Annotated in this window: 13 protein-coding genes, 1 tRNA gene and 1 pseudogene; 9 read left to right on the top strand and 6 right to left on the bottom strand. The window is 63.0% G+C overall.

What is annotated here, in order from left to right:
• Window positions 1–36: 36 nt before the first annotated feature.
• From phnD to ACLB6G_RS12350, 9 genes and pseudogenes are all read left to right on the top strand, one after another.
• Entirely contained in the window at window positions 37–948 is a 912-nt protein-coding gene (phnD, locus tag ACLB6G_RS12390) for a phosphonate ABC transporter substrate-binding protein (RefSeq protein ID WP_410356498.1), read from the top strand.
• 67 nt (window positions 949–1,015) lie between these two features.
• Entirely contained in the window at window positions 1,016–1,876 is an 861-nt protein-coding gene (phnE, locus tag ACLB6G_RS12385; protein WP_410356497.1) for a phosphonate ABC transporter, permease protein PhnE, read from the top strand.
• A 3-nt stretch (window positions 1,877–1,879) separates the two neighbouring features.
• Complete coding sequence (gene phnE / locus ACLB6G_RS12380) at window positions 1,880–3,235, top strand: phosphonate ABC transporter, permease protein PhnE (protein ID WP_410356496.1); 1,356 nt, start codon at window positions 1,880–1,882, stop codon at window positions 3,233–3,235.
• A 67-nt stretch (window positions 3,236–3,302) separates the two neighbouring features.
• Entirely contained in the window at window positions 3,303–4,025 is a 723-nt protein-coding gene (locus ACLB6G_RS12375) for a DUF1045 domain-containing protein (RefSeq protein ID WP_410356790.1), read from the top strand.
• The gene (locus ACLB6G_RS12370; protein WP_410356495.1) at window positions 4,018–5,154 is read left to right on the top strand and encodes an alpha-D-ribose 1-methylphosphonate 5-triphosphate diphosphatase; all 1,137 of its coding nucleotides are present in this window, start codon (window positions 4,018–4,020) and stop codon (window positions 5,152–5,154) included. Before ACLB6G_RS12375 ends, ACLB6G_RS12370 begins: the two co-directional genes overlap by 8 nt.
• A gap of 185 nt (window positions 5,155–5,339) precedes the next feature.
• Entirely contained in the window at window positions 5,340–5,666 is a 327-nt protein-coding gene (locus ACLB6G_RS12365) for a hypothetical protein (protein WP_410356494.1), read from the top strand.
• The gene (locus ACLB6G_RS12360; RefSeq protein WP_410356493.1) at window positions 5,641–6,270 is read left to right on the top strand and encodes an Hsp20/alpha crystallin family protein; all 630 of its coding nucleotides are present in this window, start codon (window positions 5,641–5,643) and stop codon (window positions 6,268–6,270) included. The genes ACLB6G_RS12365 and ACLB6G_RS12360 overlap by 26 nt, the downstream gene beginning before the upstream one ends.
• 292 nt (window positions 6,271–6,562) lie before the next feature.
• Window positions 6,563–7,366: a hypothetical protein gene (locus ACLB6G_RS12355; RefSeq protein ID WP_410356492.1), complete on the top strand. Its 804-nt coding sequence runs from the start codon at window positions 6,563–6,565 to the stop codon at window positions 7,364–7,366.
• 156 nt (window positions 7,367–7,522) lie between these two features.
• Window positions 7,523–7,651 (top strand): annotated as a pseudogene (locus ACLB6G_RS12350) (IS630 family transposase); the annotation flags it as partial.
• 155 nt (window positions 7,652–7,806) lie between these two features.
• Here ACLB6G_RS12350 and ACLB6G_RS12345 read toward each other — a convergent pair.
• From ACLB6G_RS12345 to ACLB6G_RS12320, 6 genes are all read right to left on the bottom strand, one after another.
• Entirely contained in the window at window positions 7,807–8,880 is a 1,074-nt protein-coding gene (locus ACLB6G_RS12345) for a hypothetical protein (RefSeq protein WP_410356491.1), read from the bottom strand.
• A 4-nt stretch (window positions 8,881–8,884) separates the two neighbouring features.
• The gene (locus ACLB6G_RS12340; RefSeq protein WP_410356490.1) at window positions 8,885–16,810 is read right to left on the bottom strand and encodes a lectin-like protein; all 7,926 of its coding nucleotides are present in this window, start codon (window positions 16,808–16,810) and stop codon (window positions 8,885–8,887) included.
• 593 nt (window positions 16,811–17,403) lie between these two features.
• Window positions 17,404–17,479: transfer RNA gene (locus ACLB6G_RS12335), tRNA-Lys, on the bottom strand.
• A 132-nt stretch (window positions 17,480–17,611) separates the two neighbouring features.
• Window positions 17,612–18,442 carry a D-alanyl-D-alanine carboxypeptidase family protein gene (locus tag ACLB6G_RS12330; protein ID WP_410356489.1) on the bottom strand — a complete coding sequence of 277 codons (831 nt, stop codon included), beginning with the start codon at window positions 18,440–18,442 and terminating at the stop codon, window positions 17,612–17,614.
• Window positions 18,443–18,538: 96 nt separating this feature from the next.
• The gene (locus tag ACLB6G_RS12325) at window positions 18,539–20,497 is read right to left on the bottom strand and encodes a DUF2207 domain-containing protein (protein WP_410356488.1); all 1,959 of its coding nucleotides are present in this window, start codon (window positions 20,495–20,497) and stop codon (window positions 18,539–18,541) included.
• A 2-nt stretch (window positions 20,498–20,499) separates the two neighbouring features.
• Window positions 20,500–21,060: a LemA family protein gene (locus tag ACLB6G_RS12320; protein WP_410356487.1), complete on the bottom strand. Its 561-nt coding sequence runs from the start codon at window positions 21,058–21,060 to the stop codon at window positions 20,500–20,502.
• Between the last annotated feature and the right edge of the window lie 42 nt (window positions 21,061–21,102).

Genomic DNA, 21,102 nt, shown 5'->3' with positions numbered 1-21,102 from the left:
GGGCCGGATGGACCGGCTTCAACCAGGAGAACTCGCATGTTCAGGAAAGCCCTTCTCGCTGCAGCCTCGCTGGCAGCCATCGCATTTGCCGCTCCGGCTTCGGCCGAGGACATCAAGGAATTCCGCATCGGCGTGCTTGGTGGCGAAAACGCCCAGGACCGTCTGACGTCCAACGAATGCGTCCGTGCCTATGTGCAGGACCTGCTTGGCGTTGAAACCAAGATTTTCACCCCTGCAGACTATGACGGCGTCATCCAGGGGCTTCTTGGCGGCACCATCGACATGGCCTGGCTCGGCGCCTCGTCCTATGCCAAGACCTACCTGACCAACCCGGAAGCCGTGGACGTGGTCCTCGTCAAGACCAATCTCGACGGATCCTACGCCTATCATTCCATCGGTTTTGCCCGCAAGGACAGCGGAATTACCTCGCTGGCCGACGTCAAGGGCAAGAAGTTCGGTTTCGGCGATCCGAATTCTACCTCCGGCTACCTGATCCCCTCCATCGAGATCCCGCGTGAGACGGGCTCGACGATGGAAAGCGGCGCCTATTTCGGCGAAGTCGTGTTCACGGGCGGTCACGAGCAGACCATCGTCGCGGTGAAGAACGGCGACATCGATGCCGGCGTGACCTGGGCCGATGGTCAGGGCAACTGGGAAGACGGCTACAATTCCGGCGCACTCCGCAAGGCTGTTGATGCCGGCCTGGTCGACATGAACGACCTGGTCGAGATCTGGAAGTCCAAGCCGATCCCGGAAGGCCCGATCGTCCTGCGCCGTTCGCTGCCGGCCGACGTCAAGACCAAGGTCACCGACTTCCTGAAGGGCCTGCACGCCCAGGACGCCCAGTGCGCCTACAACATGGCGGCCGGTGAAACCGCAGGCTTCCAGCCGATCACCCATGAAGCCTATGAGACCATCATCGAGGTCCGCAAGGCCAAGGGCAGCTGATCCCATTTTGACACCTGGCGGCGGGCATCCGGCGAGGATGCCCGCCGCCGTCCTGTCCGGAACATCCATGACCAGATCCGTCACCACTGCGCCAGTTCCCCCCGTCGGACACGCCTATCTGGAACAGGCGCGCCGCAAGCAGCTTTATAGCGCGATCATCGTCATGTTGTTCGCGTTGCTGATGATTTCCGGCTTCCAACTGGCCGACAGCCGCAACGCCGGCGGTTTCTGGGATGGCATCCACCGTTTCTTCGAATTTCCCGGCGAAGTTCTTGCCGAAGGCATCCAAAAGGCAGCCAACCTGCCGGGCCTGTTCCTGCAATTCCTCCCCTCCCTTATCGAGACGATCAACATCGCTGCCGTGGCGACACTGGTCGGCGGACTTGGTGCGGTGGTGCTGTCGCTTTTGGCCACACGCGGCCTTGCCGCCCATCCCCCGCTGATCCCGGTGGTACGGCGCATGATGGATATCATGCGTGCGCTACCGGAGATCGTGATCGCGCTCATCCTCATCTTCATCATCGGCGGCGGCCCCATCCCGGCGGTCATCGCGATCGCCTTCCATACCGTGGGCGCGCTCGGCAAGCTGTTCTCGGAGGTCAACGAGAACGCCGATCTCAAGCCGGTCGAGGGCCTGACCTCCGTTGGCGCCAACTGGACCCAGCGCATGTGGCTCGGCGTCGTGCCACAGGTCAGCCCGAACTGGCTGTCCTATGCCCTGCTGCGCCTCGAGATCAACGTGCGCGCATCCGCCATCCTCGGCTTCGTCGGGTCCGGCGGCATCGGCTACGACCTGAAGATCGCGATGCAATGGGGCACAGGCCGCTATGACGAGGTCGTGGCGATCTTCATTCTCCTCTTCCTTGCGATCGTCGCGATCGACCAGCTGTCCGGCCGTCTGCGCGCGCGCCTCGTCCACGGAGCCTGAACAATGTCGCTGGATGCCGTGCTCGACCGCCCTTCGCGAACGTCCGTCCGGCTGGGTGTGACCGTCCAACGGTCGTTCCGGCGCCGGAAACTGGCGGCCATGTCGGTGCCCGTGATCGTTCTCGCCTATCTGGTCTATGTCTTCTTTGCCTTCGACGTTCCCGGCGTCATGGCGAAGGCACGCCTCGACAATGTCGGCATCCTCCTGTCGGACTTCGTCTCCTACAAGACCCATGTCACCAGGGACAACCGCAACGGCACGTTCTCCGTCGCCATCGAGGGAGAGGCAAAAGGCGTCTATCCCGACGGTGTCTATCCGGACTGGGTCCGGGTCGATGGTGGCGATGTCGACATCGGCCTTCCGCAGGGCCAGACTGTCCGTTACCGGGGCGACACGGTCGTCTACGAACGGCTTGGCTATGGCACGGTCGAAATCCGGCGCGATGGCCGCCAGATTGTCGTGACAACGCCGGACGGCACCTCCCCGGAATGGATCAACGCCTCGTCGACGCGTGCAACCCTGACCGTCCCCGGCGGACGGATCTCCGTCACCAATGCGCGAACCGAGACCTTCCGCTACAGCTACGGCTGGGAACTCTTCTTCTTCACGCTCGACAGCCCGTTTTCCGGCAAGGGCGTAGCGGAACTGTTCACGCTGGCCGTTTCAGGCGAACGCATCGACCCCGCGCGCAGCAATGCCGGATACATGGTGTCGGAATTCCTTCAAAACCGCATGTGGCGTCATGCCGATGTTTACTGGGCCCTGTTCGAGACATTGCTCATGGCCTTCCTCGGCACGATGAGCGCGGCGCTGATCGCCCTGCCGCTCGCCTTCATGGCCGCATCCAACTTCGCGCCGGCCCGGTCCATCCGTTTCCTGCTGCGCCGTCTCTTCGATTTCGTGCGGGGCGTCGACGGCCTGATCTGGACGATCATTCTCAGCCGGGCCTTCGGACCCGGACCGCTGACCGGTGCGCTCGCCATCCTGATGACCGACACGGGTTCCTTCGGAAAGATGTTTTCCGAGGCCTTGGAAAACGTCGATGACCGCCAGATCGAAGGGGTCCGTTCGACCGGGGCGAATGCCATGCAGCGGGCGCGTTTCGGTGTCTTGCCACAAGTCACGCCGGTCTTCCTGAGCCAGGTGCTCTATTATTTCGAATCCAACACGCGCAGCGCCACCGTCATCGGCGCCATTGTCGGCGGCGGCATCGGCTTGCTCCTGACGCAGGCAATCGCCACGCAGAAGGACTGGGAAGAGGTCTCCTACTACATCATTCTCATCATTCTGCTTGTGATGGCCATGGACACGCTGTCGGGTTGGCTGCGGCTGAAGCTGATCGGCCGGGGCACGCGATGAAGGCGATGCATCGTCAGGCTGTCATGCAAATCGACTATCGGGGCGGAAAACCGGAAGGATCATGACGATGCGTTACGCGATCTATTTCACGCCGCCCGCGGAACATCCGCTGACCATGGCCGCGTCCGGATGGCTGGGCCGCGATGCCTTCACCGGTGAACCCGTTGCGCAGACCGGTCACGCCGGCCTTGAACGTGCCGAAATCGCCTTCATGACCGCCGCGCCGCGGCGATACGGGTTTCACGGGACCATCGTCGCCCCGTTCCAGCTTGCACCAGGGCTGGACGCCAGCGCGATCGAGGCATCGCTTGATGCCTTTTGCACGCAATACGAGGCCTTCGACATCCCGGAACTGGCGCTGGGCCGCATCGGACGCTTTTTCGCCCTGGTTCCGTCAAGTCCTGTCGATGCACTCAATGCGATGGAAAGCGCCGCGGTCGAGCACTTCCATCCGTTGATGGCCCCGCTCAGCGAGATCGACATCGCGCGGCGCGATCCGGACCAGCTGACGGCAAGGCAGAGAAAGAACCTCCTGCAATGGGGTTATCCCTATGTGCGCGAGGAGTTCCGCTTTCACATGACCCTTACGGGACCTGTCGAGCCTGAAAAGCAAGAACTTGCGGAAACGGCGATCCGGAATCATTTCGGCCCTCGGATCGGAGAGGCTCTGACCGTCGGCGGACTGGCCCTGTTCGCTGAAAACGAGCCCGGCGCGCCATTCACCGTCCGTAGCCTGCATCGTTTCAGGCAGCCAATTCCCTGCCAGAAACCGGCGCTTTCCCATGTCTGAAAAGGTCTTCACCAATACCCGCCTCGTGCTTGAGGACGAAGTCATCGACGGCACGATCGTCATTCGCGACGGCCGGATCGCCTGTATCGACAACGGCCGGTCCGCAGGCGGCGAGGACCTGGAGGGCGATTATCTCCTCCCCGGCCTGATCGAACTGCATACCGATCATCTCGAAGCGCACTATTCGCCGCGCCCGGGCGTGCGCTGGAACGCGATCTCGGCCATCCAGGCGCATGACGCGCAGGTAGCGGCCTCCGGCATCACGACGGTCTTCGACTGCCTGCGCCTGGGATCCGATGAAGAAGGCGGTTTCGCAAAGGGCGAAATGCGCCTCATTGCCGATGCGCTGGCGCAGGCGGCACGGGAAGACCGGCTGCGCGCGGAGCATCGCATCCATTTGCGCTGCGAGGTCTCGGCCGCCGATGTCATCGAGCATTTCGAGGATTTCCGCACCGATCCCATGGTCGGCCTTGCCTCGCTCATGGATCATGCGCCAGGCCAGCGCCAGTTCCAGACCATGGATCAGTACGTGCTCTACTACAAGGAGAAGCGGGGCCTTTCCGATGAAGCCTTCGCCCATTTCGTCAAGCGCCGCCAGGATGCATCGGCGCGGTATGCCGCGCCGCATCGCCGTGAGATCGCCGATGCCTGCGCGGCGCGTGGCGTCACGATCGCCAGCCATGACGACGCCACGCTGGAGCATGTCGAGGAAGCAAAACGCTTCGGAGTCCGCCTGGCCGAGTTTCCGACTTCGCGCGAAGCGGCCGACGCCAGCCATGCGGCTGGCATGTCGGTGCTGATGGGTGCGCCGAACGTCGTTCGTGGCAAATCGCATTCCGGCAACATTTCCGCGCGCGCGCTCGCCGAAGCAGGTGTTCTGGATGTGCTGTCCTCCGACTATGTTCCGGCAAGCCTGCTACACGCGCCCTTCGTGCTGGCCGAAAATGTGGAAGGCATGGACCTGGCCCGCGCCATCCGCCTTGTCACCGCGACCCCGGCTCGGACAGTCGGGCTGAACGATCGTGGCCGGATCGCGACCGGCCTGCGCGCCGATCTCGTCCGTGTCCGCAGAACCGGAGACGTGCCTGTTGTCCGCTCGGTCTGGCGCGAGGGCCAGCGGGTCGCCTGATGGCGAGGCCGCTTGCTGGCGGGCCTACGTACTGGCCGGAAGGCGCTGCATGCCGGTTTTCAAGATACCATGGCGCGGAGCGCAAGCAGCCTGCTGCTTCTGGACGGCACAACCGGAGTGGCCAAACCAATGCGTCTTGATATCCGTCAACGCAGATGCGCATGTTGGCGATGCCATAAGATACGATGATCCTTGCGGCCCCGTCCTGTCGTTTTTGGAGCAATTCGATGGGAAAGAAAACGTTCATTCTCGGAGCCGTGGTCGCCACGGGCGCAATCCTGCTTGTATCCGGCGTCGCGGCCGCAGTGGCTCGCGCTGGGCGTCCTTTCCTGCGTTCCGCCATGAAGAACGGATCAACAATTTTCGATGACCTGAAGATGGCCGGCGCAGAAGCCTTCGAGCATTTCGAGGACATGTTCGCCGACATCCGCGCGAACATGAAGGAAGAAGCCGGGGCAGCGGCTGCCGAGGCAGAAGAGGGCGCCGATGACGCGGAACCTGCAAAAGCCTGAGGTCGGCGATTCGATGATGGAAATGACGCCGGTAAACCGGCGCCTGCCCGCCAGCCATTTCACGAAGGGGCGCATTTGCCGGCGCGCTCCCATCCAATGCCCTCGCCAGCGCCTCCCCTACCAGGCCAGCGCCTCCCCTACCAGGCCAGCGATTGCTTCGGGCGCCAGTGGTGGCACGGCCCCGACGATGACGGACCCCGTGGATGGGCGCATCTCCACCACATCCAGACGCGGTTCGGCCTCAAGGTGGCTTTTCACGGCGGAAGCAAGAAGACGGTTGTTCCGCAGCCGCCTGCATCGCAGGCGGACCCTCCCATGCTGGCCCGCATGGGCTATCTCCACGGTGTCCCTCATATACTGGCCATTTGTCTTGCAGGACCGACCGGCACATCCGATCAGAGGGGAAAAGAAATCCGAGCGCGAAGAGAAAGGCGAGCTGACCGAACGCCGATTTGGCGTGTTCAGCCGGGCTTTTCGCCTTCCGGAAGGCATCGTCGAAGACAAGATCACAGCCGAATTTTCCAAGGGCGTTCTCAAGGTGACCATGCCTAAGGCATCCGGCGCGAAGAAGGGTGCGCGCCGCATCGGGGTGAACGCATCCTGACAGTCTCAGGGTGATGGCCCGGAAACTCCACCACCCGCCAGGGGTGCATTAGCTAGCGCTTCAGATCGTGCCGGGCCCTATTCCCAAGTGGAGGAAAAACACAGTTGCAGGTCAATGAGTGAGCAACAGGGTTCGAGGGCAATGAATTGATTCCGATCAATCACAAGGCATTCCCCGAGGCGCATGTTCCATTAGCTTATCAGGCCGCCGAAGCTTGGGCGTTCAGGAATTGATCGGGGACCGTTGGTTCGCGATCGGATGAACTCAGCTCTTTCAATCGCGGAGATTGGAAATGCGAATAGTGCTGTTGATTGCGATCATGCTTGGCCTCGCCTCTGGAGCCCTTGCTTCCGAACCGGTTGCCGTTGAAATCACCGGATGCGTCCATGACGGCAGATTTGTTTCCGAGACAACCGATTTCGGCACTCACCAGAGCACCGGCGAGTATGTGATCCATCTGTTCCTGTCACGATCATCCGCAAGCGGTACGCAACGCGTGCCTGCGGACCTGAGACCCTATGAAGGCAACAGGCTGCGCGTAAGTGGGTTTCTGTCGCCCGGCGACAGCCTCGACTTGGATCGGAATGCGATCAAGGTGATCGGGCCGTGCCAAGCCGCTCATTCCGGAGCCGCCGGCCTTTCCGGGTTCGACCAGGCGGCGACGTTGCTGGCAGAGGCGTCTCGCGCCGCCCATCGCCACCTGCTCACGGAGGGTTCGGGGCTGGTCGGCCGCTATGCGGCATGTCCAGGGGACGACCGAAGCGAGTGGGGCTTCGAGTTCGTCGAAGCCTATGACATCAAGCCTTTCGGGGCATCTTCCTACGCGATGTTGATCGATACGCGCCAATGTTCGGGTGGAAACAAGCATGGGCAGTATTTTGCCGTATCTGGCAAGAACGGAGTTCGGCTAGTGCTGACCGATGTCATCGGCGACATGCGCTTTATCATCGAGCGATTCCATGTCGACTGGGACAAGATCGAATTCCTCGGTCTGCGCTGGCTCGAAAACGATCCGCATTGCTGCCCGTCCTGGAAAGGACGCATGACCTTTGATCTCAAGACGGGAAAGACGCGTTTCGCGAGAGAAGATTACTAGAGCACGTCCGTTGAACACGGATCCGGTTTGAGGATTCCTTTTGCCAGTGACTTCTGATCCCATGGCTCCCACAGGTGATTTGGTCGGAGGCAACATGACCCGCGCTTTCAGCAAGGTGATCTGCGCAGCCGCGTTCTGGCTGTGTCACGGGCCGGCATGTCTGCGCACTCGGCAGCGGCCCGGTTTGGGATTGGCGTTTCAACAGCCATCGCCCGGATTGCGAGTGCGCGGCAGGGTCGGTTGACTCCGGCGAAGAAAGGCCGGCGTCGTGGCTCGCGCCTTGATGCGAACGCCGAGCACATCGCCGCCATCGACGTTTTCTTTTACCCACACGCCGCACCGCACCGGCCCTGTCGCTTAAGTGTGCGGACTGGACGACGGAAGTGGTTGTCACTTCTCCAGTCTGGGTTGGGCGCGAAACCAGCGACGTGCAGCGAGGCTCACATGGTCTTGAACGCGCGCTCGATGGCCCCCTTCGTACCCGGCCCGAAATCCCCGTCGATCGCACCCTGGTAGAACCCGTCCCGTCGCAGGCTCCGTTGCAACGCCATGCGGAAATCGCGCGGCCACGTCTGCCCCTTGTCGATCATGACGCGGCGCGCGTGGTCGAACCCATGCTGTATGGCCGTCAGCATGAAATCCGCAGCCAGGTCCGGATCGCGCCGTCCGCGATAGGCCTTGTCGACAAGCACCATCGCCAGGCCGTACCCCGCCTCGGTCAGGTTCAACTGGTACGCCCGTTCGTAGAGCGAATAGGCGCGGGTAAGATCCTTCGGCACGATGGTTCCGGTGAAGTACTGGTTGCCGAGGTTGAACATCGCGTAAGGCTCGCCGGCCTCGGCAGCCTTCTTGTACCAGTCCGTTGCGGCAACAGGATCCGTACGGACGCCGCGCCCGGTCTCAAGCAGCCGCCCCAGGCGGAACATGCACTTGGGATGACCCATCGGCGCGCATTGCAGGGCGATCTCGTAGGAACGCGCATAGTCGACAGGCCGGTCGCGACCGAAGAAATTGCTCTCCATCTCCTCAACGAGCCGGTTCAGTTCGGCGTCCTTGTCCGGCTCGGCCGGCTCATGCTCGGCAACCGGCGGCGGCTCGTCCGAGGGTAAGTGATCTTCCAAAGCCGGGCTCTGGTCCGTTGCCAGCGCTTCTAGCCGGTTGTGGGCCAGCGCTGCAAACGTGCCATCCGGCCAGCGGGCGAGATAGGCCTCGAAATCGGCAGCGTTCCGCGACGCGGCAATCGATTGCCAGAAGACGATCTCCGCCTGGGACCCGTCCGGCTTCGGCGCCGCATCCGCCGGTTGTCCCGTCTCTTCGCCGTCGGCGGGTCCCTGCTTCACCGCCCGTGATGGCTCTTCCGGCTTTGGCGCCTGGCCGGCAGTCGTCCCGGATACCGTCTCTTCCGCCTTCTTCAGGGCATCAAGCGCATCCTGCAAGGGGTCCCCGGCATGCGCGAAGCCTGGCATGGCCAAGAGCAGGCATGAAAGTGCGAAAACGATTTTCTGGCTCGGCATGGTTTCATCCTCCGCCTGGCTTTGTCCCGGTCTCGACGTTCCGGCGGTCGCCGCTCACCGGGTAGGTGCCGTTCGGGTTCGACTTCGGCCAGCCCTTGCCACTGAGGTGCATCCCGTCGGCGGACAGTTCCAGTTCGTCCACGTAGCCGTGGTTCCACTCCATGCGCACCGTCGTCCCCGTACAGGACCATGTCCCGCCGATATCGCCCTGCTGGTGCGTATGGTCGGGCCGGATCGTCACGATACCGTTGATGAACCAGTTCCACTCACCCGGCAGTCCCGCGCAACCGGCCGCGGCGTCGCTGGCCGCCTCGCCCGTTTGCGCGCCAGCCGCTTGCCATTCATAGGTGAAATGATAGCCGGAACTCCCGGCGCGTGCGGAGCAGGTGACGTCGAAGACCAGCCGGTCTCCCGGTTGCCCTTCTGGCGGGCTCCAGTCATTGGTTTGGCATGTGTTCTTGGCGTCGTAAGTCTGCGCACCAATGGATGCCACGCAGTTCCCGATCGAATAGCCGCCAGTCCACTTGCCCTCCTTGTTGAAGACGCTGAACCCGTGCGCGAGTTGCGCATTCTCGTAGTCCAGGTGCTTGTACCGGTCGCGGGCGACACCATGTGCCACCACGTCCGCGGTAAAGCTGTAGACCTGCCCCGGTACCAGGCGCGGGTCCGGCGAAGTCCATCGGCATTCACCCACGTAGTCATTGTTATTGCCACCCCAGATGTCCCGGGTGGCGAGCATGGCCCGGTTGGCGACAAGGGGCATCTCGATGTTGATGTTCGTCTCCCTGGTCGTCGGCTGCTTGAATGCCTTGCTCTCGACGAGAACCCATGAATCACGCGTCACCGGCGTGACCGGCTGATCGGGTACTTTCGGCTGATCTGGCACGGTTGGCAGGTCCGGGGTTGCCGGCGGCTCCGGCGCATGGTCCGATTCGGTCTTCTGCCTATCCTGGGCAGTGGCGAGCATTGATCTTGCCCGGTCGATGACGGAGCCGGCGTCCGGCGGGCAATCCGCTTCGATGCCTTGCAGCGCCGTCTCCAGCATTGACTGGCATTCGCTCCAGTTCTGCTTCTGGCACTGCTGCGCGCCCGTGGCGATGAGCGCCATGCGCCGGTCGCAGGCTGCCTTGGCATCGGGAGCATCGCTGGCCGGAAACTCGATGATGTAGGCGCGCACCGATCTCGACTCGCAGCCGACGTCATTCCAGGTCACGTTGCGATTGTCGCGACCGCGTCCGAAAAACTGTGCGCAATTCTCCGCGCCACCGACATTGTTCGGCTCTCCGGGTGTCCAGTTCGTGTAATCGAAAGCTTCGCCGGTGACCCAGCGCCAGCCGCCGCCGGGCTCACTGGAACCTTCCGGCTGATATCCGCCGAGCCATGGTCCCTGGGTATTGCCCGCCTCATCAATGAACCAGAGTTCGGATTTCTCTCTGACCAGATCGAGAAAATGTTCGTTCTCCTGCGCGGAGTTGATCACGAGCAGGTGGCCGCCGGCTGCCCGGGCAGCGCTTTCCGCCTCAGCCCAGGTCAAGCCTCCACCAGTGTACACGATCTCATAGTTGCCGATCGTTTCCCGGCCGATGACGTCGAGTACGTCATCGGGCTTGCTGTTTTCATCGGGAACAGGGCCGAGTTGAGCGAGATGGTCCCTGGCCCGGCCGATTGCGATCATGCCTTGTTGATCGCAATCGGCCTCTGCACCGTCCGCGGCCTTTTCGATCGATGCCCGGCAACTCGCGAGCTCGCCGCGGCGACAATCATTCATGCCGCTTTCAATGAGGTCCAGACGCTCGTTGCAACGCTTCTGCCGGTCCTGGGCAGTGGCGAGCATCGATTTTGCCCGGTTGATGACGGCGCCGGCGTCCGGCGGGCAATCCGCTTCGATACCTTGCAGCGCCGTCTCCAGCGCTGACTGGCATTCGCTCCAGTTCTGCTTCTGGCACTGCTGCGCGCCCGTGGCGATGAGCCCCAAGCGCCGGTCGCAGGCCGCCTTGCGCGCCACTTCCCCGGCCGCCCTCTGCTTGAGCGCCATGGCCTTGTCATAGACCGCGTCGTACTGGTCGTCCGGACACACGGTGCGGAAATCGGCAAGCCCCCTGTCGAGCATCTCCACCGCCGATGCCCAGTCCCTTGCACTGATCTGCCGCGCCCCCTGGGCAATGACCGCCAGCCGCTGTTCGCAAGCCGCTTTCCGCGCGGCAAGCGCCGCGGCCTCGGTTTCGACCTGCTGTTTCAGGGCATTTGCCTCGGGATCATTCGGGTTGATCGCGAGGGCCTCCTCGACGGCCTTTCGTGCCCCGTCGATATCGCCGTTTGCCAACGCTTGGCTGGCCTCCCCGATGAGCTCCGGGACGGCATCTCGCCGCGACTCGGCCTCCGCGATCCGCTTCGCCAGGTCCTCGAGCGCCTTCGCCTTCCGGTTCACGGTCTCACCGGCGGCAAGCCATGTTCGTGCCGAGGCGATATCCAGGCCGGAAAGCGCCCGGTCTGCTGCGGCCACCGCCCCGGAAATGGTGCGCGCGCCCTCGCAATAGGACGAGACAAGCGACGCGGCCTCACGGGACGTCCCGTCCGTGGCCGCGGCTTTCCGGGCCCTGTCGCAGGCGCGATCCACTTCGCCGGCCGCCCATTGCTGGCGAGCCTGGGTGATCAGCGACGTGAGTTCGTCCGCCCTGGTCTTGTCGGTCATGGAATCATCGGTCGGAGCCGTGACCGGCACCGAAATGGTTCCCGTGCCGAGCACCACGTTGTCGGCGTTGCGGATTTCCACCCTCGCATCGATCGATCCGGCAGACAACCTCTGGACCCGGGTTTCTCGGGTCGCCCCGTTTCCCGAGAGGGTCGACGCCTCGTCGACCGACCAGACATAGCGCAGCACCGTATCCTTCGGAACGGGCATGATGTCGGCACGCAGGCGCACGTCTTCGAAGGTGGAGATTCCCTGTTCCAGGGTCGCGGTGCCTTCGCCGGGTTTCCAGACCTTCGTCCGCGTCGTGTCCCCACCCCAGGCAGGACCGAGGTTGACCACCGAAACGCTGTAGGGTTGCGCCGTGACCGTCACGGATTCGGACGCGAGTTCGTTCCCGTCCGCCCTGCCTTTCAGGTGCGCCGTGACCACCACCGGTGCCGTGCTCCGGGGCTTGAAGCTGAAGACCCGCTGGTCGGCGGTGGCTCCGGCGGCATAGGCGTCGCCGGAAAATTCCCACCAGTAGGAAGCGTCCTTGTCGTCCAGCACCGGCCGTTCCTGTGCCGTGATGCGAACCTCCTCGCCGATGTAGGGCGCCTGCGGCAGGACGGTCAGAGCGACCGACGGCTCGACGACATCGATCGCGACCTGGTTGGACTCCGCCACCGTCGACAGGGCGCCGTCGCGTCTCGCCAGCGCCACCACCCACACAAGGTGGCGTCCGGTTTTCTTGAACTGGACACGGTTGGTGACAACGCCTGGCCCCTCGGCATTGGCGAACTCGACCTCGGTCGATGGTTCCCAGCGCAGCGTGTAGTCCCGGGGCGCAACGGACTTCCCGGCCTTTTCCAGGGTGACAGACAGGTCGACCCAATCGCCGACGGCGACCCGAACCGGTGGGCCCGGCGTTGCCGAGAGGAAGAGCGTCAACCCGCCGACCTTGAAGATTTTCCTGGCCATGGCGGTCCGGCCGTCGGCATCGGAAACATGGAACTCGACAGGAATATCGCCCGGGGTGTCCGGAGCTGTCAGGTCGACAGTCTTGCTGGCGCCGGAAACCGGGCCCTTCCATTGCATCGTGCAGGGATCGGACCCGCCGGTGACCTTCGCCGAGAGCCGGATGGTCTGCCCGGGTTCGAGGTCCAGGGTCGGCGCTTCGATCGAGGCGGAGAGGGTGTCATCCTGCGGCGGCGGCGGGAGCTCGCCCTCGATCTTGCGGCTTTCGATCACCTCGACGCCGGTGACCCGGTCATCGAGCATGTCGCAGCAGGTCCACTTGCCTTCGTACCAGTGCTGGTCCTCACCGTCGAGGCATGGAATTTCCGATCCCCTGGGCTTTCCGGCCATGCATTGCTGCCTCGGGCTCAGCGCCTTGGCCACGGGCGGGTAGCCGGTTTTCGGCTGGGTGACCGTTGGCGCCTTTGGCGTGGACACGGACCCGTCGCCGCAAGCGCCTGTAAAGACCGGCGTTTCGGCCGGCGTCTCGGGCTCGTCGCGTTTTGACTCCTCTTCGTCGGTGACGCCACCGTCCTCGGGGCCGGTCACGGCCGTATCTTCCTTGCCGTCGCCACCATCGTCCTGTTCACCCTGGTCGGTGACCTTCTCGCCATCCGTCTTCTTGTTCTTTTCCCCCGTTTCCTCCTTGCCCTTGTCCTTCTCGTCGGGCGGCGTTTCGATATTCTTGGTACCGTCGTCCTGTTTCCCCTCCTCCGTCTTGATCGCCGGATCGGGTTTCAACTCGAAATGTTCCTGTGGCTTTGGTGTCAGGCCGCGACCCAGAAGCACGGACTTCTTCGCATCGAGATAACCCGGTGAGGACACCGTGAGACTGTAGCGGCCCATCGAAACGCCAGCCCGCACGGAATTGCCGAGCGCGAAGGCACTGACCGGGTCACCGAGCCCGTCGGTGGGCTCCAGCGAGATCGTCAGCGCGTGGAGCCGTTTTTTCGCGTCTTCGGCGTCGACGGCCGTCACCGTCAGTTCCACCGGCCCCTTCTGCTCCAGCCAGCGCCGATATTCGTCGTAGACCTTGTCGCGTTCGTCGCGATGCCAGGCGCCGCGCGCTGTCCAGCGCGGATCGCGCAGCCTCGCGTTCTGGTAGGGCCCAATCCAGACTTCGTGGCCAAACGCCCGGTTGACGTAATCTGCATCCGTCTCGTCGAGATTGGCGTTGGGCAGGAAACCGCGCTTGATTTCGACCAGGGCTGCCCGGGTGCGCTCCCGCGACCGGTCGATGGCATCGAACCACATCCTTGCCCGCGCCAGGTCGGGTTCGCCATTCCCCGAAAGAAACAGCGTCGAGGTCAGGTAGGGGCCCTCGATATCGCGCGCCGCCCCCGCCGGCAGTTTTCTTTCCTCACCTTCCGACGGCTCTGCTGTTGCGCGTCGCGCCAGCACGAGAACCTTCTTGTAGGCCTCGAGGTATTTCTTGCCGATCTGCACCGCCTTCGACATTTCGCTTCGCACGGGCGCTTGCAGAAGCGTGGACCGCTTGGTGTCCCAGAGCCAGGTGTAGATGTTCCTGGCAATGCTGGACTGCGCTTCGTTCTGAAGGCCATCGCGGACCGCCTGCTCGATCCCCAGTTCGATCGCGATCCGGCGCAATTCCTCGAACAGGTCGATTTCGGTCCCGTCCAGGAGAATCTGGTCGGCCTGGCGCCGGTCTTCCAGATGCTTGATCAGATTGACGATGTAGCCGAGCTTGACCTCCTCCCAACGGGCAAACCGCTGTTCCGCGATCCGCTCCAGCAGTTTCGGCCCCGTCGCTTCGTGGTTGGCCATGTCTTCCAGCATCATCAGCACGGGATCGGTGGATTCGAGATTGGCCTTAAGCACCTTGTCGGCATCGAGCCATGCCGAAAAACCGTGCAGGCTGTCCTGGTAGTCCCGCGGATCGATGCGGTGCCTGGCGACCTGGTCGCGCAGGGCCGCGACTTCTTCCTCCCGTTTTTCCGCAAACTCCCGCAGGTTCAGTTCCTTGCCCTCGTACGTCGTCGAGATGAGACGAAACCGGACGATCCGGCGCTCGTCGCCGGCGCCTTCGAACTCGGGCTTAAAGACGGCGGTCTCATAAAGGCTGTCGGTGAAAAGTTCGAGTTGCTCGTTCCAGTAGGTCGATTGCAGCCGGTCATAAGCGGCCGCGGCCATGCCATAGGCGGCTTCTGGCAGCCCGAGCGGAGGCACGATGGTGGTGATGGCATCCCATCCCGCCCGCAGCGTATTGCCCATCACGTAGCTCTCGATCGCCGAGCCGAGCGGCACGCGGCGGCGCACCCACTCCGTGGCAAATCCCTTCCATCCCTCGGCGTTCCAGGCATCCCGATACGCCACCATTTCATCGATCAGGCCGTAGACCATGATCAGCTTCATGCCTTGGCGCCGGGCCGAAGTTGCCTGCAACTGTTCGTTCAGGCGGATGTTGGTTTCCCGGATCTTGGATGCGACCTTGCCCTTGAGCGCGGTCAGCATGCCCAAGGCGTCCGTTTGTGTTTTCGGATCGATCTCGGCGAGGTGGATATTCTTCATCTCCGCTTCGAACGCGGCGAAGTCGCCCTCGCCCCGCAACGACCCCAGGAGCCGGTCGTCCACGAAGTCGAGCAACAGGTTCGCCTTCTCCACCCCCTGCATCGCTCCCCGCGCCGCGGCGTCGATCGTCCGCTCCATGATGTAGCTCTTGATCAGTTCGAGCCCGGTCTTTTTGGGATTGTCGCCCTGGGCCTTGAGCCATTCCTCGACGAACCGCTTGTCCTTGAGTTCCTCGATACTGAGAATCCGTGTGCCGAAACGCTTGGCCAGCAACTCAATCATTGCCTTGACCTTGGCGTTGTTGACGTAGACCTCGACCGGCACCGTCTCGCCCTTCATCGCGAGTATCTCGGCTTCCACCATGTCGACGAGGCCGACCATGTCCTGGCGGAGCTTGGCGATCTCCTCCTTGACGGCTTCCTCCTGGTCGCCTTTCGCATCCCGCTCGAGCAGGTCGCGGAGGCGCTGGTCCATCATTTTCGTCTGCGTATCGGACCCCTGGACGACCGTGGCCCAAAGCGCCTTCGTGGCCTTGGCGTGAAAAACGTCGATGGCCTTCGTATCGATGGTCAGCACCAGCTTTTTCGATTTCGCATCCCAGACCGTTCGCGGCGGGCTGCCGAAATAGTCGGAGATGGCACGAACCGTGCTGTCCCGTGTCGCCCCGGTCTGCGGCTTTGCATTGGCAAGCGTGGTGATCTCGCCGGCGAATTTCGCCAGTTTCGGATCCCCCGCCGTACCGCCGGCCGCCTCGAGCGCCTTGTAGCTCCGGTCAAGGTACTTTGCGGCCTTCACGACGGCATTGGTCGTGTCGAAAAGCTTCGGCTTGACGATGTCGTGCTGGAAATGACGGGCCATCTCCATCGACAGCCCCGGCTCGTTGTTGACCTTTGGCGTCGGCAACTCGATACCCGCCGCCCTGGCGAATGCGCGTTCCGAAGTCAGGATGCCGGCGATTTCCATCACGGCATTATCCCCTTCGACCTTCCGGCTCGCACCGGTTGCAAGATTGACCACCTCGTTGATCTTCATCTGCTCTTCGGCAAACTGCATCCCGTGTTCGCCGATATAGACTTCCAGGCCCGCAGCCCCGTGCGCCGTGGCGACGGAATCCAGCGCCGTCGGCGTCAGCCCGGTCCTTTCGAAGATGATCTCTCCGAAAGCCGCCTTCATGTCCTTGGCAAGATCGATATCATTGCATACGAAGCTGAAATCGATATCGCCGGTAAAGGTCAGTGAGACATCCGCCTGGCTCGCCCACTTGCCGATGTGTGAAATGATCAGCTTGAAGTCGTTGGCCGGCACCCGGCCGGCCTTCCGGAAACGGTTGATAACTTCCTTGATGGCAGCCTTGGTCTCCGTCCTGCGCCAGAGAAGCAGTTTTCTCTCAACGGGGCTCCCGCCGGCTTCGTATGTTGGACCCAGGATCTGATCCTTGAACCAGCTTTCCGGATGATCGACCAGCTTCGACCGGACCTTCATCACGTCGAACATGGTCGCTTTCATGTCATCTGAAGCCAGTCCCCTGAAGAACTGCTCCGGCGTCCGGTCTCCCGTCCGCACCTCGTGGAGCATGCGGGCGATGCGGACCTGGGCGTCCGTCATCTTCAGAACGCGTGCCATGCCCTCGATATCTACCCTGGCACCAGAACGATCATCCGGTTCGTCTTCCGGCTCGGGAAGCAGGGCCTGGGCCACGTCGAAGCCGTTGTCCATCAGTCCGGCAGACGCAGGGCCGGATGAACCAGGATCGCTATCCGCGATGCTGGCCACCGACATGGAAACGGAAAAAAGCCAAAGACAAGCCAGAAGACGAACGAGCCGAAGGCAGGAAAATCGCAGGCTTTCCATGGGTCACCGAAAAACTGATCCTCTCATCCCTACAATGGTGCGCACGGCCGTGCCGGGTCATTGACCATCGTCAACCGCCTATTCCTGCGGTGACAGCACGATGTCGGACGGGCGAAGCGCCTAGAAGGGAACCCGGTCCGAAAGGTGGAAGTCGCAGGACAGGTCCGTGCCCACCGTGGCGTTGTACCCGGAATAGTCCGATGCGGCGCCGAAGGGCCGCGTATAGGTGGGGGCACAAACCGATTGATCGCCAAGGCGAACGCCGGCGGAAACGGACGGCACAAAGTAGTCCCTGGAAAAGACGCCAGAGAAAGCAGGAGCGGCAGGCACTAGCTGTGACGTTACAGGAGGTTATTCATCCGGAACGGGGTTAGGCCGCAATCGACAACTCCAGCCGATGGCCCGCAAGGATGAACAACCTCCTGAGACTTCACAACTAGCCAACTTTTTGAATATATTGGTGAGCGCGCAGGGGCTCGAACCCTGGACCTACTGATTAAAAGTCAGTTGCTCTACCAGCTGAGCTACGCGCTCCCGTCGGCTGGCCGAAATGGCCCCCGCCGAAAGTGGCCGGACCATATTGAGAGCCTGCCGGGCGGTCAACACCAAAAACCGGTATCTGCCAACAAATCCGGGCGCTTCGCGTCTCATGCGCTGCCGGCGCGGCTATCTGGCATAGGCCGCGATCAGCTGCCGGACGCGGGTGTCGCGTTCCCGCCCGCTGTCCCCGCCCATCACCACCACGATGAAGCGCTTTCCGCCGCGCGTGACCGACGTGACGATGTTGAATCCGGATGCCCGGATATAGCCGGTCTTGATCCCGTCGACGCCGGGATCACCAAGGAGCCTGTTGTGGCCGCGTATGGTGCGGCCGTTGTAGCTGAATTCCTTCAGGTCGAAATAGTGGAAATATTGCGGGAAGCGCCGGCGCAGCAGGATGCCGAGGCGGGCCATGTCGCGCGCCGTGGTGACCTGCCCCTCGTCCGGCAGGCCGGACGCATTGCGGAACCGCGTACGTGTCAGGCCAAGCGATTGTGCGCGGCCGGTCATCATCTCGGCGAACCGGCTCTCCGATCCGGCAATGAACTCGCCCACGGCGGCCGCCACATCGTTTGCCGACTTGACGGCAAGCGCCCTGATGGCGGTATCCACCGGCAATTGCTCCCCTGCCCGGATCCCGAGCTTGGATGGCGGACGGCGCGCCGCGTTTGCCGAAACCGGTATTGCGCCGTCACGCGCAATCCTGCCCTGCTCGATGGCTTCGAACAGCATGTAAAGCGTCATCATCTTGGTCAGCGAGGCGGGAAAACGCGGCGAATCGGCATTCTCGGCATGAATCTCATTGCCGGTATCCGCATTGACGACCAGTGCGGAGTAACGACCCGACAGCGGCGCGAATTCCACGACATCGACGCCCTGGCAGGCTGCGAGCAGCCCCAGCGTCAACAAGACCAGTAGGGCCGGCAAACGCCGGGCACGATCAAGATAAGTCTGCAAGGGCTCCCCCAAAGGTACCCGCTCTGCCTGTTGCGCCCCTGGGCCCGGAGCTGTCGGCACAATTGTTATCCCCTGGCGGCCCGTTCTTCAAGGCGGCTACCAGCCACCCCCGCCGCCACCGCCGCCGCCGCCGCCGGAAAAACCGCCACCGCCCGAAAAGCCCGAAGAGGATGATTTCGGTGCGGGAATGGAGGCGGCAAGACTGCTTTCGAGACCGGACGTCACGTTGCCGATCGTGTCGGAGAAACGATCGGCGCTGAAGCTGCGGCCGCCATACCAGCGCGGACCATGGTAGCCGGCCGCTGCGGCGACGCCCGCCGCGGCCGCTGTCGCCAGCCATGCCTGGAATGCCCTGCTCCACGGCTTTTCCAGCCGCAGGGCGACGGCATAGGGCAAGAGGCGCTCATAATGCTCCGGCGACATGGCCGGTGCGCCCTTCAGGTTCATCCTGTCCGCCTCGGCAAGTCGGATATAGGTCTTCAGCCCCTCGATGCCGTCCATCATCCTGCGTCCCAGTGGCGTGGGCGCGCCCATCAGCACATAGAAGACGCCGTTGAGCGCGGCCAGCGCGAGCAGGCTGCCGCCGAGCAGCGGAAGCCGGTCCTCCATGACCGAGGAGACGATTCCGCCACCGAAGGAAAACAGCATCACCAGCACGAACCCGATGGACCACACCGCCCTGATCTTGCCGGCAAGGCCGGCGCCGAAATCGCGCGCGGTATTGGCGATGACCACAGTTGCGATGATCGAAGCAACGCCCAGGAACAAGAGCATGGCGATCTCTTCTTCAGCCATGTTGCCAAAAAAGACCGTGACCAGGAGAACGGCAACGGACAGGCCGGCCCCGCCGATCACCCATCCCAGATTGCGGACATAGAAGGCATTGCGGTGCTCTTTTTCCATGGCGGACGCGAATGACCGCTGCATGGTCTGCACCTTCGGCCCGTCGGCCTTGGAGAGTTCCAGCCGGCCGCCGTTGCGGTTGACCGCCTTCATCAGCGCGGCCTCGCCCACAGGCAGTCCAAGCGGTGGCGGAGCGCCTTTCTCCGCGACAATCGCGGTCTTGCTGCCGACATCCTCAAGGCGAACATGCCCCTTGACCGCAAGGTTGAGGATGCCGGCGGAGATCGCGCCCCAGCCGCTGCCAGACAGCCCCTTCCGGTCGATATAGCTTGTCAGGGCCGGCGAGATGCCATCGGGGGGATCCCACCGCGGCACGATGACGCCTTCGGGGAGATCGCGGCCGGCGCGGAACCAGGCGAACAGGTAGTAGGCCAGGATCAGGAAAAGCCCGGTCCCCAGAACGATGATGTCGCGGTTCTCCCGCAGCCAGTAGCGCAATTCATCAGCCGGATCAGGGGCTGCCACAAGGCCCTTGGCAAACCGCACGCCAACGGTCAGGCCTTCGCGCGGTCCAAGGGGTCCGGTTGTGGAGAACATGGCGGAACGCCGGTCATTGAAAACGGATGACACCGCATTGTTCTCGCGCGATCCGTAGGACCCGGTAAATGAAACCGTCTCCTCGACGCGGCCGCCCTCGGGCAAGGTGATGGTCGCCGTGGCCCGGTTGATGGGAAAGTCCCATGCATTGCCTGTCACGTTCCAGAACAGTTCGTCATGGCCATCGAAGAAGCGGACCTGACGGTCCGTGGTGTAGGCGATGGTGTATTCGTAGACGCCGGGGGAAAGGAAGACGCTGGCATCGCCGACATAGACCCGGGCCACCTTGCGGTTCCGTTCGATCCGGTAGGGCTCCGGCTTTCCGTCGCGGGTCACCGAGCGGACGGTGAAGCCGACGGTTCGCATTCTTCCCGCGGCATCCTCGAACTGCAGCGGGAAGTCGCGATAGATGCCGCGGCGGATGTTGCGCCCTTCCGCGCGGACGCGGATGGTTTCGGTGACCGACAGATCGCCGTCGGGCGCCATCACGACCTGCGAATCGAAGGACAGGATCTGCTCCTGCGCCAGGGCCGGGACAGCAAGCCAGGAAAGAACCGCAAGCAGTGCTGCGGCAAGGATCAAGCCGGGCTGCGACAGGCGACAACACCCCGGCATCGTCACTGACCGAAGCTGACTTCCGGAACGGCGCGGTCGGATGCGTCCTCTATCTCGAAATAGTCGGCCTGGGAGAACTTGAACGTGTTGGCGACCAGGTTTGAGGGGAAGCTTTCCACGCGCACGTTCAAGTCGCGCGCAGCGCCATTGTAGTAGCGGCGCGCCATCTGCAACTCGCCCTCGATCTTGTCGAGCGTGCCCTGCAGGTCGCGGAAGTTCTCGTTTGCCTTGAGATCGGGATAGGCTTCGGCAACCGCCATGAGCCGTCCGAGCGCCTGGGACAGCATGGATTCGGCCGCGGCCCTGCCCGCCACATCGCCCGCCGGAACGGCCTGCGCCCGCGTGCGCATCTCGGTGACGCGTTGCAGGGTTTCCTGCTCGTGGGCCGCATAGCCCTTCACCGTGTTGACGATGTTGGGGATCAGGTCGGCGCGCCGTTTCAGTTGCACATCGATGCCCGACCAGGCCTCGCGCACCATCTGGCGCGCCTTCACGAGGCCGTTATAGGTGACGACCGCATACAGCGCGAGCGCCGCGAGAATGCCAATGCCGATGATATCCATGCCCGTCCCCATTGCCCAGAATCAACGCGAACATTAGCACCG

The organism is Zhengella sedimenti, assembly GCF_046506625.1.
Lineage (GTDB): Bacteria > Pseudomonadota > Alphaproteobacteria > Rhizobiales > Rhizobiaceae > Zhengella > Zhengella sedimenti.
Note: the sequence above shows the minus strand (reverse complement) of the source record. Positions and strands in the feature narration are given on the sequence as shown.

Coding starts and splice junctions, on each gene's coding strand:
- phnD (WP_410356498.1), top strand. CDS start 37: ATGTTCAGGAAAGCCCTTCTCGCTGCAGCCTCGCTGGCAGCCATCGCA.
- phnE (WP_410356497.1), top strand. CDS start 1,016: ATGACCAGATCCGTCACCACTGCGCCAGTTCCCCCCGTCGGACACGCC.
- phnE (WP_410356496.1), top strand. CDS start 1,880: ATGTCGCTGGATGCCGTGCTCGACCGCCCTTCGCGAACGTCCGTCCGG.
- ACLB6G_RS12375 (WP_410356790.1), top strand. CDS start 3,303: ATGCGTTACGCGATCTATTTCACGCCGCCCGCGGAACATCCGCTGACC.
- ACLB6G_RS12370 (WP_410356495.1), top strand. CDS start 4,018: ATGTCTGAAAAGGTCTTCACCAATACCCGCCTCGTGCTTGAGGACGAA.
- ACLB6G_RS12365 (WP_410356494.1), top strand. CDS start 5,340: ATGATCCTTGCGGCCCCGTCCTGTCGTTTTTGGAGCAATTCGATGGGA.
- ACLB6G_RS12360 (WP_410356493.1), top strand. CDS start 5,641: ATGACGCGGAACCTGCAAAAGCCTGAGGTCGGCGATTCGATGATGGAA.
- ACLB6G_RS12355 (WP_410356492.1), top strand. CDS start 6,563: ATGCGAATAGTGCTGTTGATTGCGATCATGCTTGGCCTCGCCTCTGGA.
- ACLB6G_RS12345 (WP_410356491.1), bottom strand. CDS start 8,880: ATGCCGAGCCAGAAAATCGTTTTCGCACTTTCATGCCTGCTCTTGGCC.
- ACLB6G_RS12340 (WP_410356490.1), bottom strand. CDS start 16,810: ATGGACAACGGCTTCGACGTGGCCCAGGCCCTGCTTCCCGAGCCGGAA.
- ACLB6G_RS12325 (WP_410356488.1), bottom strand. CDS start 20,497: ATGCCGGGGTGTTGTCGCCTGTCGCAGCCCGGCTTGATCCTTGCCGCA.
- ACLB6G_RS12320 (WP_410356487.1), bottom strand. CDS start 21,060: ATGGATATCATCGGCATTGGCATTCTCGCGGCGCTCGCGCTGTATGCG.